8 protein-coding genes are annotated in these 16,788 nt (G+C 43.2%); all 8 read right to left on the minus strand.

Translation table 11 applies throughout. From position 1 onward, the window contains the following. Positions 1 to 4: 4 nt before the first annotated feature. A complete protein-coding gene (locus tag ACFPYJ_RS29065; protein ID WP_379191745.1) occupies positions 5 to 2,695 on the minus strand; it encodes an Ig-like domain-containing protein in 2,691 nt (896 codons plus the stop codon). A gap of 146 nt (positions 2,696 to 2,841) precedes the next feature. Continuing rightward, positions 2,842 to 4,050 carry a methionine adenosyltransferase gene (gene metK / locus ACFPYJ_RS29070; protein ID WP_379191746.1) on the minus strand — a complete coding sequence of 403 codons (1,209 nt, stop codon included), beginning with the start codon at positions 4,048 to 4,050 and terminating at the stop codon, positions 2,842 to 2,844. Between the two features lie 212 nt (positions 4,051 to 4,262). Further along, positions 4,263 to 4,541: a small, acid-soluble spore protein, alpha/beta type gene (locus ACFPYJ_RS29075; RefSeq protein WP_379191747.1), complete on the minus strand. Its 279-nt coding sequence runs from the start codon at positions 4,539 to 4,541 to the stop codon at positions 4,263 to 4,265. A 92-nt stretch (positions 4,542 to 4,633) separates the two neighbouring features. Beyond that, the gene (locus ACFPYJ_RS29080) at positions 4,634 to 5,185 is read right to left on the minus strand and encodes a hypothetical protein (protein WP_379191748.1); all 552 of its coding nucleotides are present in this window, start codon (positions 5,183 to 5,185) and stop codon (positions 4,634 to 4,636) included. Positions 5,186 to 5,328: 143 nt separating this feature from the next. Then, positions 5,329 to 7,866, minus strand: coding sequence for a hypothetical protein (locus ACFPYJ_RS29085; RefSeq protein ID WP_379191749.1), 2,538 nt, complete (start codon positions 7,864 to 7,866; stop codon positions 5,329 to 5,331). A 175-nt stretch (positions 7,867 to 8,041) separates the two neighbouring features. Next, positions 8,042 to 10,717 (minus strand): S-layer homology domain-containing protein, encoded by a 2,676-nt coding sequence (locus tag ACFPYJ_RS29090; RefSeq protein WP_379191750.1) that lies wholly within the window; start codon positions 10,715 to 10,717, stop codon positions 8,042 to 8,044. Positions 10,718 to 11,221: 504 nt separating this feature from the next. After that, complete coding sequence (locus ACFPYJ_RS29095) at positions 11,222 to 15,436, minus strand: S-layer homology domain-containing protein (protein WP_379191751.1); 4,215 nt, start codon at positions 15,434 to 15,436, stop codon at positions 11,222 to 11,224. 163 nt (positions 15,437 to 15,599) lie between these two features. Then, the gene (locus tag ACFPYJ_RS29100) at positions 15,600 to 16,733 is read right to left on the minus strand and encodes a glycosyltransferase family 4 protein (protein WP_379191752.1); all 1,134 of its coding nucleotides are present in this window, start codon (positions 16,731 to 16,733) and stop codon (positions 15,600 to 15,602) included. Positions 16,734 to 16,788 lie beyond the last annotated feature (55 nt).

Consider the following 16,788-nt stretch of genomic DNA (forward strand, 5'->3'; position numbering starts at 1 on the left):
GCGGCTAAAATTTTGTCGGCTGACAGCACGTACTGATTAGCTGAACGACCTGCCGGAGAGTAACCGGATGCTTTAGCTGCCGCCGCCGTTTTGATCGATAATCCCCCACCGTTACATAAAATGAGCTCAGAGACGGCAGGAATGCCGCATTTAATGCTTCATCATACACGAGTGTAATTTGATTCACTGCAGCGGTAACCGACTGCAGGGCCGGTGCCTTCGTATCCAATCCATTCTGGACATAGAAGCTGTTGAATGAAGGCAAAGCATTTCCAACAAGGTCCTTTAATGGGTAGGAGGTGGCGTAATACGTTAAAGAAACGGTTTGTCCGGTTATAACTGCACTTCCATTAAAAGTTAAAAATGCAGCGGTTCCAGATCCAGAGATTTGTGTCACACTGCGTGAGTAACCGTCTACATATACCGTAAATTGACTATAGGCACTTGAATGGATTGCCGCGAGCTCCTCACTGAAAGTAAGAATAATCATATTTCCGCTGAGAGCAGCATTCAATTGTCTTGGAATGACATTATCAGGGTTATTGGTTACATCCCGATTCGAGAAATTGGCAGCCGCAATACCATTTAATCCTTTGATGGGCTTCGAGCCGGCCGAATAAGAAACTTTGATAATTTGACCGTTCACAACACTGCTCTGGAGTGTTAATGTCAAAAACTGATTGTTTACCTGTACCTCCGTCACCGCACGGCCAGCGCCATTAACCGTCACATAAAAATTAGCCGGTACTGGAACGGAGCTTGTGTCGAGCGCATTGTTGAACGTTAAAGTGATTTTAATATTACCAGTGAGTTCTGCCTTAGTAACCGCTGGTGTACCAGTCGAAGAATTAATCGTGGAGAAGGTCCATTGATATTGATTGAGAATACCTTCAAACCGATTTCCAGCCATGTCGCTTACTGCGCCCTCAGCCATTTCCACGTAATAATCCGTACTGCCTGCCAACGTGCCGTCAATTGCAATTATCAGCTTTCGGTTGTTCTGCGGATCAATAGACAATGTCGTTGTAAACGGCGTGGTATTCGTACCGGTGATCCGCTTTACTTTAACAGCTGCCGGATTAGTCCCCAATTGGATTTGTTCACTGAATAAGGCCTCGAGCCTGATGCCCGTCAAACCGATACCCGTCGTTAAATTCGCAGGTGTCTGCGCTACGATAGTCGGCTTTACACCAACTTGCGTTACGATAAACGGCCATTCCGTTGATCCGGTTATTCCTGCATAGTAATTCCCTTTCGCATCACTAAATGCTTGACCGCCTATCTCGGCGTAATAGGTTGCATTATTCACGAAAGTGATGCTTGGATCAACGACCGTAATCTTTGTCGTTCCTCCGCCATTTAATTTATTTGAGGTCACTGGGATGGACGCAAACACATTCCCTGATGGAGATGTCTTAATAACAATATTTCCATTCCCCGGATATACGGGCTCACTAAAATTCATTTCCAAATTCAAAGTAGGCGTCGCTTGAACACTTAGCGGTTTGCGATCCGCAAGCAGTGTCGGCGGTGTTGCATCATTCCCCGGATCTGTTACGAAGCTCCATGTTCTTGCATCTGCGATACCTTGATAGAGAACCGAGCCATCTGAGGCATCCTTGAAGGCCCTAGCATCAATGAGAATATAAAAGCCCGTATTCGCCGCTAAGTCGTCAGGGGGATCGATTGTCACTGTCTTATCAGAAATGCTTATACGGCTTGAAATAACAGGTATCGTCTGAACGGTACTATTATCTGAGATCTTATTTATCCGGATATTGCCCGTATTTAAAGCAACAGCAGATGGAAAGGTCAAGGCCAAATTCGTGCCTACCGCTATGGCAAAAGAATTCGCTTGAGGCGACAAAGAAGGATTGCCAAGCGGGGGAACGGAAGTTGCAAACCTCCACTGTCCCGTTGTTACACCGACAAAGCTATTGCCTGCCCCATCCTGGAAAGCACCTGCAGGAATGATAATCTCGTAATTGCTGCTGCCCTTCAGGATCGCGGGCAATTGAACCGTAATGGTTGACGTCGCACTTCCACTAACGTTTGTGGAAGTCACATTTATCGTACGCACATCACCGGGTTGAACTACATTGTTAATGAATATATTGCCGCCAACTGCATAAACGGGCTCATTTAAAGTCAAAGTCAGCGATGTGCCGATACCTGCTGTTCCACCATTGACCGGTGCCGTTGAAGTAATTGTAGGAGGCGTCGTATCTGCCGCTCCGACTGTTGTAAAGTTCCAAGCAAGCATGCCCGAAATTCCTCCGAAATTGGTATTATTACTTTCATTTACGAACGCTCCCACATCAATAGATACATAATAATTCGTGTTAACATCGAAATTAGCATCAGGTGTAATCGTTACAATATTTCTTGCCGAACCGATTTGAACCCGGCTGTCCGAAGCAACGATATAAGACTGAAATAATGCATGATCCGTTGTTCTGCGTATCGAAATGGCTGCAGGTCCCGAGCCTTTCATTACATTTTCGTCCAATGTAAGAATTAGCTTGGCATTAAGAGGTACATTAGCAGCGCCAGTTGAGGGCGATGTGCTTACGGCCAACGGTCCCCCCGAGGCTGCTGCCGCTTGAAAAGGTCCGGTTACGAAACCGCCGATTGTGAATTGTACCAGCAATAAAGCTGCTAAAAAATAGGATATCCGTTTACGATTTCGAATCAACTGTAACCACTCCCTAAATTAAGACACTCGTATAATGTTTTTCGGTCATTAACCTTCAGAAATGAAGAGGTACAGTCATTGGAATTGGACGACAAAAAACCGCCTCCACATGGAGACGGCTTATATGAAAGGAAGTTAAGAATTTGTTATACCATTGCCAAAGCGTCTGCTTTAAGCTTATCCGCTTTGTCTACGCGTTCCCACGGCAGATCGATATCTGTACGGCCAAAGTGACCGTAAGCTGCAGTTTTTCCGTAGATTGGACGACGGAGATCAAGCATTTTGATAATGCCGGCAGGACGAAGGTCAAAGTTCTTTTGAATGACTTCAACAAGCTTCTCTTCTGCTACATGACCTGTTCCGTAAGTATCGACATTAATCGAAACCGGATTAGCTACGCCGATTGCGTATGCCAATTGGATTTCGCATTTGTCAGCAAGACCTGCAGCAACGATATTCTTAGCTACATAACGTGCAGCATAAGCTGCGGAACGGTCAACTTTTGTAGGATCCTTACCAGAGAAAGCACCGCCGCCGTGACGGGCATAACCGCCATACGTATCAACGATGATTTTACGGCCTGTAAGACCCGCATCACCTTGAGGACCGCCGATAACGAAACGTCCTGTTGGATTGATAAAATATTTAGTTTCAGCATCCAGCCACTCAGCTGGAACGACTGTTTTAATTACATGATTGCGAATATCCGCTTGGATTTGCTCTAGTGTAACTTCCTCAGCATGCTGAGTCGATACAACGATTGCATCAACACGTTTCGGTTTGCCGTCAACGTATTCAATCGTGACTTGTGTTTTACCATCAGGACGAAGGTAATCAAGCGTACCGTTCTTACGCACTTCCGACAATTGACGGGAAATACGGTGAGCTAGAGCGATCGGAAGCGGCATTAGTTCAGGTGTTTCGTTAGAAGCAAAGCCAAACATAAGGCCCTGGTCACCTGCACCGATATCCTCGTTTTCCAGTTGAACATCTTTGCCATCACGTGATTCCAATGCAGCATTAACACCTTGCGCGATATCTGCTGATTGTTCATTAAGCGATGTCAACACAGCACATGTGCTTGAATCGAAACCATATTTAGCACGTGTGTAGCCGATATCCTTGATTGTACGGCGTACAATTGCCGGGATATCCACATAATCAGCACGGCTGCTGATTTCACCAATAACGAGCACCAAACCAGTAGCCACAGATACTTCGCAAGCTACACGAGCATACGGGTCTACCTCAAGAAAAGCATCAAGCACAGCATCGGAAATCTGGTCACATATTTTGTCCGGATGTCCTTCAGTAACAGACTCCGATGTAAACAAGTGACGTCCTTTTAACGACATTTGTTCATCAACCTCCTACATCTTAATTAATCTAAGTATGATGGATAAAACACACTTAAGACTGGAATTATAAAGAAATCAACGTGGAACGAACGTTGAAAATTGTTGATTTCAAAAAATGAACCTTTTCCGAGGTGGAAAAGGTCCATGACAACTCTCTAAAACAGTATGATACCGAAAGTGTCGCTTTGTGTCAATGGGAATGGACGGCTTTACAACCCTTTAAGTACCTCTTCTGCCCGCTGAATTAATTGTCGGGTCATTAGACCGCCCACAGAACCAGCATCTCTAGTCGCGAGCTTGGACCACTGCACGCTGCCCGGAGCTGAAGAAGCTTCAGTACCGCCTAATTCAGAAGCAAACTCCGTCATACCAAAGCGATCTTGAGTGATTGTGCCATTGGTTAGTCCAAGTTCGGCTGCAATTTCATATTTCATCTGATTTAAGGCTTCTCTGCTTGCAGGAACAACTTTTCTTGACCGATTTGACATTTTATAAGCACCTCCTGAGTAGATGCTTCTATTGTGCGCACGTGACCATCATTCAAAGCGCATAACATCTTGTCAGAAAGGGTAAAAATAAACTATTGCAGCGGCTGCAGCTCATAATCACCGCGCACCAGGACGGTCAAACCACTCTTTGCGCCATTCGCTGACATAACTCCTCGTCCTCCGCGCGGGAATAGTATGAGATGATTACTAGGAACAGTCTTTCCATTGGTGATGTCTGTACCATCCGTCAAGTCGGCTATTCCATTTGCATCTGAACTATACGCCACCGCTTTGCCGACTCTTATGACAATTTCAGCGCCATCCTTAGCCACTAAACGCTTCGTGACAGGAACAGAGACCACTTCAACTGTTTGTCCGCTCTGGCCTTGTTCCAGCTCCTTACGGAAGCCATCAAGCGCAGCCTGAAGTTTTGTCTGATCGACGCCTTGCTTGGAAAGCTCGGCTTTTACAAGATTTGCCACTTGTTTATCGATATAGCTTTTGGTAACAACAGGGTCATTGACTGAACCGGGAACCGCGACAGCATCTCCACCATCTGCTTGGCTATTCCAATAGGTACCCGCACCAAAAGCAGCTCCGACAAGGACCACAGCAATGCCCAGGCGGAGCATTGATTGTTTCATATTTAGTCATCTCCTTTTTTCCAGTATTTTATGGTTACTAGCATACTAGATTATGAGAATGTATTCCACACCTAAGGCTCTTAAATGAAACGAGAATACCCCATCCAGCGAATCGCTGAGATGGGGCATAGAAGCGAATTCTATTAATTCGAAACGGAGAACCACTGGAGGTCTCTTGAAGCCACAAGAAGCTTTGAATTTTGGAAAACATCATATATATTCAGCGTATAGTTCTGGTATTGATTTATTTTCGATTGAATGGCAGTATCCGCAATTGTGAATTCTAATGGTGCGCTCTCGCCTTCTTTTAGCAGCTCTTCGTTAGTGCCTGCGGTTAATAAACCAAACTGTTTCGTGTAAGTCACCTGTCTGTTGTCTTTATTAACAAACTCAAACATCAACTTGTGATCTCCAGTAATGAGTTCGTATTGTGTATCTTTAGCCAGACTATAATCCATCGCCATTTTCAAGCCTTCAACCGAGAACTGACCCGATACATTTAATGAGGCAATGATATGATGCAGCGTCAAATTAAAGCCTGCAAATTGAATATCTGTAAAATCACTCTTAGTCGGAACTGTATTCTGATTGTTTAAACTATAGGAAACTGGATTAACAAGAATGGAAGAAGTGTCCGTAGTTCCTCCCCCGTCACTTGGTGTCTCTCCTGTACTTGTACCCGTAGAGCCACCTGTTGAATTCGATAAGGCCTGGCCTACAATAAGCTGATAGGCAGTTTTATCGAATTGCTTAGATACTGGAGCCCAAGCAGATACAAGCGCTTTTCCTGTCGGAGATAATTTGTCTTTTATTTCTGCAAACTGGACTGGAACAACAATACCATTCTTATCTACGATATATGCCCCGAGCTTCGCTACTAATGCTGCTCGATTCTCATTATTAATTGCTTCCAGTTCCGCATAAAAAGTATCCTTGGAGTCACCGGTAAAAATAGCTGTACGGGCAATTTTAATCGATGAACGTTTGCCTATACTCATAATATCATATGATGCATCAGTCGATTTGGTAGGAATGTCGCTTAGCTTCTGGCCTGAGAATTGATAGAGTGTCTTGCCGGCTTTATCCTGAATTGTTTCGGTGCTTACAAAAGTGATTGTATCGATAGCCGTTGTATAAGGAATTTGAGCATATACAATGGCGTTGTAGGAAGCTCCTGGTGCAATCGTAACCGCATCATCCAGTCCTACGATCTTTTGTTCTGTTCCAACTTTCACACCATTTACAAGGAAATATCCGCCAAGAGCTGGGACTTGCTTGGTGATCTGAGTCTGATTCGTTATCGCTAGATTTGCTACTAACATATCATTGTCTTCAATCGGTGACCGCTGAATAGATACCAATTTGACGCTGTAATCATTATACTTGAACGCACTGTTCAATCCGCCAACTTGAGGCGTAGATTTCTGCATTTTATAATTACCAATAATATAGGACTTTGCTTTATCCGTCGCTGTTGTTTTCACTACTAGCTGTCCTGTTTCTGGTTTGACTGTAGTCGGGATATCGCCTGTTAGAGAAATAACTTTTTCAATATTCGGCAAAAGCGTACTATTCTCTTCCTTGGTATAAGTCAGAGGATAACTGATTCCGGAAGGTGTCATCAGAAAGTAATCTAAGCTTGGATTTGCAATTGAAGTTGTACCAATATTATTAAGCGTGAAGTTAAATTCAACTTGGTTTTTATCTGTCCCTTGAGTTAAGAGCACTGTGCCTACCTGCGTATTAATCGGTGTACCATCCATATATACGGCTCGCTTCTGTCCGAATTCAACAGCAGCAGCAGGTTTGACTGAAGGTAAGTTAAATACTCCAGATGGTAGTGTAACTTTAGAAGCTTCATCATTAAGAGCTACGACAAAAGATAGCGGTTTTCCTGCCACAACTAATGGAACGGTTGCATGTAGAGTCACGATTTTACGCTCTTTAGGTTGGATCGACACTTGATCCAGGCCTGAAGCGTCAACATTATAAACAGAGAAACTGTCTGTCTGAACGAAAAAGTTCATTTTGGACAGATCTACTGCCTGTTGCCCTACGTTCTCCAATAGAAAGTTAATGGTCAGATACGCGCTGTTAGCATCCTTGGTGATAAAGGATTGTTTAATCGCACCTTTAATCTTGTTCGAGTTATAGAGCATAACTGAACCTTGGAAGGCTGCAATCCGATCTGTCGTATTAGCCGGATACTTGATAACACCTAATCTACGTTCGTAATTTGCCTGGGAGAAATCCCATTTCACAACCTCAAATGATAAGTCATTAATAGTTGTCTGATTATCTACGACCGTATAGTAAGTTATGTATTGAGTCGTTTTGGGGGCAACCGTTGTTTTGGTTTTGTCCCCTTCCGTTAATGTCGTTTTAAAAGTCTTACCGGACTTGGTCTTCACGCGAAGCCAATAATCAATAAGGTTGATCTCTGAGGATCCATTATTCGTTATCGCAACTGAGAATGCCAATACTTTACCTTTTTCCTGCATCAGGAAATGGGCTTCTCTAATATTCAAATAACTTGATGCACTTAATTTCACGATTTGATTCGATATGGATACTGGAGCAGCTGCAGCCGCAACGGGTGCTGCGGGTAATAGACCATTTTGTAAAAGCAAAGACGACGCTGCTAAGGTGACGACCCCATATTTAATCCACTTCTGCTTCACGAACATTCCTCCTAAATCTATATACTCTAATAGACGCTTAATGCTTTCACTTTGTTTCGTCCTCATGAAAGATTTATTACATCTACTTTAGCAAATCAAGATGAATACTGCGTGAAATGTCGGTAAATAGAAAAAACAGGCGAGGGAAGCCCTCGCCTGTTTCTTTGTTGAAGTACTAGTTAACAACTACAGTTGCAGTTGCAGTAGTACCGTTGGATGATACGAAGTTCAAAGTTACAAAACCAGTTTTCACTTTAGTAACAGTTGCAGTAATAGCTGTAGCTGTTTTAGTGATCGAAGATACTGTTGCAATAGTTGTATCGCTGGAAGCGATAAAGCTATCTGGTGTAATTACTACACCGTATTGGTCTTTTACTTCAACCGATACAGTTACAGTACCAGCAGTTGTGTACTCAGATGCGGAGAAAGCAGCTGTTTTAGCAGTTGGAACTGCATCAGATACAGTTACTTCTAGCTCAGCAACTTTAACATTGTTTGCATTGTAAGCTGCAATCGTTGATTTACCAGCTTTCAAACCATAGATTGTATTATTGCCGCTTAGTGCAATTACGGATTCGTCAGATGTCGTTACCGCATTCGCATTGCTGTTTTTAAGAGCTACAGTAGTACCGCTAGCTGTTTTACCAACAAGAGTAACTGCTTTAGCATATTTGCTTGCACCTGTCAGTGTGTCTTTACCGTATATAGTTCCGATGTCGCTAATTGCGAATGTTTTGATATCGCTAGAAGCTACAACGTTAACAGTAAATTTGTAATCTGCGATATTAGTGTTAGCGTTGCTGTGTACAGTAACTGTTGTGGAACCAGCAGCGTTACCAGCAACCAATTTACCACCAGTGTAGCTAACAACGTTAGGATCATCAGGAGTTACAGTGTAAGTACCCGCTGCAACATTAGATACACGACCATAGTTATCTACGATTGTGATGTTATCTACATCGAAGTCATTAGATGCGCCAACTTCATATGTTGTAGCGACGTCTTTAACACCGTTAACAGCTGTGAAGTAAGAAGAATCACCTACAGTTACTTGTACAGTTGTTGCTTGTTGAATACCTTTTACCAAAGTGTAAACAGTGTATGAACCTGTGTTAGCAAAAGTAAATTCCAATTCGCCTTTAGCATTCTTAGCTACAGTAAGACCTTGTGGTCCGTAGAAAGAAACTTGGCTCATAACAAGATCTTTACCCGCAATTGCTGCACCAAAAGTATCAAGCGCAGTGAAAGGGAATACGATTGCTTCGCCTTTAACGATTGGTTTACCAGGGTGTTGCAATTGCAATTCTTTCAATTCAGATACACCATTAACAACAACAGAAGTTGTAGCAGTAGCGCCAGTTGCTCCGTTAGTGATTGTGATGTATGCAGTACCTGAATTTGCTTTAGTGTTGAAAGTAACAACACCATTAGGATCTACTGCGATATTATTGATGATATCAGTGTCGCTTACGTAGAAGATAAGTCCACCAAGATCGAAGCTGTGAGCTCCATTAGCCAAAATTACTTGTGATTGGTAAGGAAGCTTAATCGCTTGACCGTTAACGTCTACAAGAGACAATGGAAGAACTAATCCAGTTTCGCCAACGGAAATACGAGTTTTACCAGCGAGTGGTTGTACTTGATCAATTTTGATCGAAGTAGCTGCACTACCGTTGATTACTTTCAATGTTTTGTTAACTGAAAGACCAGCAGATGGTAAAACAGCTGTTACATTGATGCTATCGCCGATTGCTGCAACATCACCAGTTTTCAGGTTAACTTGAGTACCATTTACAGGTACATTTTTGGATTTTGTTACGTTGTAAACAGAGATTGTAGGACCAGCATTAGTCATTTCTTCGCTGAATTGGTTGTAAACTTTTACTCCCAAGTCTACGCTGTCAGCATAAGTCAATGCTGGAACAGTTACATCGATTTTAGTAGCTTTTTCAGCTTCAACTTTCAGGCTGATTGCATCGCTACCTTTAACTGTAAGTGTGAAATCGCCAGCTGGCAGGTAAGCAGCAGACAGAACAACTGATTTACCGTCAGTAGCATATTCAGGTGTTACAGGGTAAGGAGTCAAGCTGTATTTCAGCTCGTAAGTAAGTGCAGCTTTGTCAGCATCAGTAACAGCTTGGTTGAATGTTACAGTGATTTTCTTAGCACCTGTTTGTTTAGCTCCAGTTGCTTTAAGAACACCAGGTTTAACATCATAAAGGTCGTAAGCAACTTCTACAAGCACGCCGCGAGTTGCGTTTACTTGGTAGCTAGGAACTTCTGTAAGAAGGCCCGCGTCGATTGCTGCAGCTACATAACCTTTAGCCCAAGGTGATACTGTACCAGTAACATCTTTATCAACTTGGCTAATACCAGCAACCAAAGTTGCTACTTTAGCTACTTGCTCAAGAGTTACTTTACCAGTTGGACCAAATTTACCAGCACCGATACCGGACATGAAACCAGCTTCAGTTACTGAACCAATTTGACCAACAGCCCAGTGGCTTGCTACAACGTCGCTGTAGATTTTAGCAGCAGCTGCGTTGTCAGTAAGTTGAGTTACTTTTGCAAGAACTTTTGCAAATTCTGCACGAGTCATTTCGTTTGTAAGACCAGCACCGCCTCCTGGATAACCAGTGAAGATACCTGCTGCTTTCAATTCGTCAAACTTTTCTTGTGTTGTTTTTTCTACTGCTGCGTCAGCAGCGAATGCTACGGATGCGAACATCGAGAAAACCATAGCAATTGCTACCAGTAATGATAAACTTTTTTTCATAACCTTTTGTTCTCCTCCTCTAAAATGCTTCGGTTGTTGAGAGTCTTGTGTGAAATATTGATTGCTCTTTCTCATCGGCCGATTCACCCCCTTTCCAGAGTTAAGCAAATTTCGTATAAATAATGTCTGCAGAAACTACACTCCTTGTGGAATGGTGTCGCAGAAACTTGTAAACAGGAGAAAGAAAGCAAAATTTGGTAGACTAGCGATACCACTATAACATTATACAATGGCCCATTTCTAGCGTAAAGAGTAATTTAGACAATTTCTGAATAAGTTCCCAGCATACACAAGCTAATCTTTCTTACCGCTATGTACATGTAATTAAACGCACCAGTTTCGAAAAAGTTGCGATGTATTGAAAAAAACTTTTAAATTCTTCAAAACATCGTCTATTATGTGAACTTGCTGCGGGAAAGACTTGATTCTATGACCTTGTCCACCCACAAATGCTAGTATAGCTCGAAAGTCCTGCTTCCGTCGACATATAACATTTCCCATGTAAAGAGAACTCTAGCAATTGTTTCTTATAAATATCTTGAGCTGCCTGGGATTGCCCCAGGCAGCTCAAGATATTTATTAATTCAGCTTTGGCAATCGCTTCAGATCAGCTAAGACTTTACCCATAATAATAGCCGCATCCGAACGCAAAAGATTTGATTTCGGTTCGAATACAAATCCTTTTTTCGGATCAGTCGGATCAATTGGTGCGCCTTGAATGTAGCCTTTCTTCGCTACTGCAAGAACTGATGCTTTTGCATAATAGCTGATATTGGCATAATCTTTGAAGGTTTTGCCTAGGGCAGCATCGATCTTCTTCGGATCTGTCTCCAGCTTAAGCTCAAGCGCCCTGGCGATGAATACAGCCGCTTCTGCACGCGTTAGATTCGTATTAGGCTCGAATGCCCGCGGCTGAGTACCACGCACGATACCCTCACGCGCAGCAGTCTCAACGTAACTGAAATCCCATAAGGCGTCTTGGTTAATGATTGGCGGGACATCATCAAAGTGCGGTTTGCTAAGCCCATAGTTCAATGGAATATCTAATGCTCTGACGACCATACGGGTAAACTCGCCTCGGCTTGTATACATGTCAGCACCGAAGTCGTCGAAATTCGCTGCGTTCATGACGCCCTTAGAGAAAATAGCTTCCATATAGTTGCGTGCATACGGATGATTCGTTACATCAGAGAAAGAGTAAACCATTTTGGCAACCACATAATATCCAAATTGGTCAAAAGGGACTGTAATTGTATTCTTTTTGGTATCAACCGTACCGCCAAGATTAACCCAGAACTTATTCTTCACATCGTAACGATATACAGTAATAATCGTTCCAATGCCCTCACGCATTGCTGGATCAAAAGCAAGTGTAAGTGACCCGCGTTTGGAGGCGACCAGTTCACGATCATCTGGGCGCTCATCATAAGTTGGGATTTTGGTATCATCCGGACCTTTAGCACCTGGATATTGATAAGGATCAACACCCATTTTCAGCGGATCATAATTCGCTGTGCTAATGTCATCCGCCAAACCGGCATCAATCCAGTATACAGGGCTGGACTTCGTGAAACGCGATGGGAAAGAGACCTTAAATCTCGTACCAAAGTTTTGCATGATCAAATCAAAGTCTGCCGGCGGGCTGTCGTATTCACGACGATCAACAACCCCATCTTCAGGATTGGCAATAGCGAATAAAAGCTTATGGCCGGTGAAGACTTGGTTCTTCAAGTTAGCAGGGACATTAAAGTCTCTGCGAATTAGCGCCGTGCCTTTCGGAAAGGTTAAACTAACCGCGCCATCGAAGACTTTATTCGAGTTTTTCATATCATCTAAGAACTCCGCGCCTGGAATGATGGTCGGTGTATATTTAATTTCGAAGTAATTGCTGACTTTATCCGTCACACTCTCGATAGTGAAATTAATTTTATTAACACCTGGTTTCAAGCCGTTTACCGTAATTTTAAATGCATTTGGATATTCAACACCGTTAGCTGGGTTGTTATCTGAATCGTAAGAGAATTTGTCTGCCGTTATTTTATTGACGGTTACTTTCTCCGCGCCTTTGGCATTAATAATGACATCCACGAAATTCTTATTCACGATACCTTCTGCCGGTAAATATGGACGAAGGATTTTGTATGGCAGCACGGTTGGATCAACTTCTAATCGGTACGTCGCTTTAGGTCCCGTTGTACCGCTGTTAAAAACGCTAAATACGTAAACACTTAAACTACCGTCAGCATTCAATTCTTGTTTTTTTAATAAGAAAGAAAACGATTGTTTTGCTAAGTCGTAACGAACAACTAAATCGCCGTTGATTGCTCCAGATGCCGGATACATGCCAATTGTCGTATCCCCGTTAACAATCATAAATGGTTGGGACAAGCTCCAAGTAATATCGCTTGTAAGGCCTGCGCCTGAGATTTTGAATATATAATCACTTGCAGGAATATGAACAGTAGCCGAGGCATCATCATCGGTTAATAATAACAGCATTTTGGATTCAACAGCAGATTGGGTAGTTCCCAAATCTATAAAATCAAACGTACCGTATATATTCATGAATGCTTCATTCGTTGTGAAGATCGCACCTTGCTTCTTAAACTTCGGATCATTGAAAACAGGCTTGATATCACTAATTCCTTCTTGGAAAGTGAACGGAAACACTCCTGTCGTATCCGCAGGTATGATCGGCAGATTCGTAGGTATTAAATTTACACGCACAATCTTCTCATAATAGCTCTTAGAACTTTGGAATACCAGCTTGATGATATTCTCGCCGTTATAAAATGCTCTCATTGCAGAAGTCAATCTTGCTGTTACTTCTGCTGGCGTTCCAGACCTGTCGAGCATAAAATGCGTATCGTGTGGATTAGCTGAATTAACCGGGACAATTGGGAAAGGTACATTATTAATGTAGAAATACATCGTACGCGGTCCTGTTACTGCATCTGCAACGTATCGTATCTCATTGGTATCATTGATATTTTGCAGCTCACCTTCAAACAAACTGAACTTTGAAACAACACCAGTCGTTCCTCCGATAATTTCACTGACACGATCTTCGATGGTTTTGGTTGCATCGTCATTAACCGTCATATGGTCAAAGAGAGTCTTGAAGTTAGCATAAGGCCCATATAATAAGGTGAATGTGGTCTTCTCCGGACCGGCACCCCCAACTACACTAACCGTAAGAGTTTGGGTTCCCTCATAAGGCATCTTGGGAAACTCGAGAACGACGCGTTGAATGGTTTTCAGCTGTCCATTCACTGTTTTGGTAACAATGGATTGGCTTAACGGCTTGACTGTGTAAGCTGCTGCTGTGGCAGGACTGTCCATATGCTTTCCATAAAGATCTTCAATCCGGTCCACGTTTACAGTTTGATTGCCTGCTCCTGGATTACCGATCAGAATTTCAACCCCTAAAGGGAGTCCATAAATGTTCTTGCCGTTTAACGATACACCTTCTATACCCTCGTAAGAGCTAGGTTTATAGCCAGGCAAATAATTAATTTCACTAATGAAGGCTTTGGAACCGTCTCTTAGGGAGAAATATAAACCATCTGTACCCTCTTCAGTCGGTGTAAGGTTCAAATGCGCATTTACTTCATTTCTTGCACTCAGCTTAACGTTGTATAAGGAGTCTTTCGTTAACCCGCTGATTGCACCTACATCAATTTTGTAATCATAGACAAAGAATGGATCCGTCACCGCAGGTGAGCCAACAACGGAAATATTAACGATACTCGGAGTAAGGTCTGTATAGACAGAAGCAGTAACGAGCTTCATCGAAGCCTTCAACGAAGCCTTCAAGTTATTCGAATCCGATACCAGGGAATAGGGATCAGGGTGCGGAACAAACTGCTTCGTCGGTGGTGTTGTAGATGGATTAGTTACTACCTCATAATAACTGTTTGGAACAATTGCTTTACCCGTAATCGTCAAGGTATTCGAGTTTGCCGAATATACGAAATTCGGACTGTATTCAAGCGCTTGGGATTGAACAATTGTATTTCCTGCGTTAAGCTCATTCAGGTTCACATCATAGAACGTCACACTGCCGTTGTAAAAGGCAATGTCTCGTGTTGTTTCTATAACCTGCGTTCCATTGGATATTTTGATCTTTACAGAATTCTTTCCTTTCTGCAAAGTAATCGGTGCCGCAGCAAATGTGTTGCTATTGGCACTGTTAACCGAATACGTTTTACTGCTTCCATTAACAACAATCGTTACCGATTGTGCATTCGGAGCTTTACCGGTAATGCTGATATCCGCCGTAGAACGACCTTTGGACGCATTAGATTGTACGACCGTAGTACCATTCTCCACGATTGGAAAGTTATTGCCGTCTAAGTTCGCAGTAAGGTCATATAACATTGGTCCATTACGGTAATCCACATAGATCGAGTTTGAAACTTCGCCGCCACCCTGGGTTCCTTTAAATGTAATTTTGTTTAGACCGGGGAAGAGTTGAATATTGAAGATTTGAATGGAAAAACCATTCACAGCTATATTACTTGTCAGGTTTTCTCTTTTGTTTTCAATTTTCTCTGTAGCAGGATCGATTATTTGGTATACGTTATAAGAAATTGAAGTTGGATCAACATTGTTAAGTGTGCCAGAAAGTGTTATTCGCTCATCTGTCGTAACCCGGGGTGAACCGATCTGATCACTTTCGCTTGGGAATGTAAAATTACCTGTAGCTGCGGTCGCTGTCTGGATCCCGCTGGCAGGCAGTAGTTGGATGACTAAGGCTAATAAAATGAACCATGTACTTAATTTCTTAATCACGATATGCCTCCTCCACTTAATACCATTGTCATAGTTAACTGTATTCTAGTTATCGGCGTCAAAACGGTAAAAGTTTAGATTGCAGCGAGAAAAAGCTGGATCAGCAGTCGCAAAAAACTCCGCTTCCAATTGGAAGCGGAGTTTATTTTACCAATAAAAACGGTTATTTGGAGCGCGATTGCTCGGTGCGCATCAGAATGCGCTGGAGGAAGTTGAGTACGGGCCTACGGGTTTTATCCACGATGCCAATGAGCTCAGCCCCAATCTGCAGAACGAATACGAGTATGACTATGACTGCAAAGGTGATCCAGTTGGCAGCCGTTGATTGTACAATCGTGGATTGCAGAATCGCACAGATACCGAAGAAGGATGCAATGGCATAGATGATTAGTACGGTTTTACGGTGGCTGTAGCCAAGCTCGCGCAGGCAGTGATGCAGATGGCCTTTATCCGGCGCGAATATCGGTTTCTTGTTCACCCAGCGGCGAACGATCGCGAAGAACGTGTCCGAAAGCGGAACTCCGATAATGAGAAGCGGTGTTACGAACGATACGATCGTTACCTGCTTGAAACCCAGCATGGAAAGCGTTGCAAGCCCGAAACCGAGGAATAACGATCCGGTGTCGCCCATGAAGATCTTTGCCGGGTGGAAATTGTAAACGAGAAATCCGATGATCCCTCCCAGCAATAATGCGCTAAGCAGAACAACCGGGGCAAATCCCATGATTGCCGCCATGACCATAATGGTGCCGATGGCGATGCCCGATACGCCAGCTGCAAGGCCATCCAACCCATCAATAAGATTGATCGCATTGGTTACGCCGACAATCCAAAGAATAGTCAACGGGATACTGATCCATGATGCGATTGGCTGCATAGCTTCCCCGAACGGGATGTTAAGCAGGTCAATCTTAACGCCAAAGCCAAGAACAACCACACAGGCTGCGATGATTTGGCCGAGCAATTTCACCTTGGCCGATAATTCAAAGCGGTCGTCCAATGCACCGATTACGACGATAATAGATCCGCCCGCCAGCAGGGCATTGATTAAATTCGTATCATAGCTGCGCAGCAATCCGTCCGGAATGAACGGTTTAACGGCAAAATAAGCGCCAATAAAAGCTGCATATATTCCTAGTCCGCCTAAACGCGGCATTATGCGTGTATGAACTTTACGATGATTGGGCTTGTCGATAGCCCCGACTTTGTAAGCAAATTTAATAACAAACGGAGTTAGCGCCAGTGCAAGACATAGCGAGATTATAAAACCTACAATATAAAGAACGACCTCAGTCATCTCCATCTCCCTTTCAAAGCTATCGCCGGAATGAATTATACTCCGATTGAAAAAG

Source organism: Paenibacillus solisilvae (assembly GCF_042656405.1).
GTDB classification, from domain to species: domain Bacteria; phylum Bacillota; class Bacilli; order Paenibacillales; family Paenibacillaceae; genus Paenibacillus_Z; species Paenibacillus_Z solisilvae.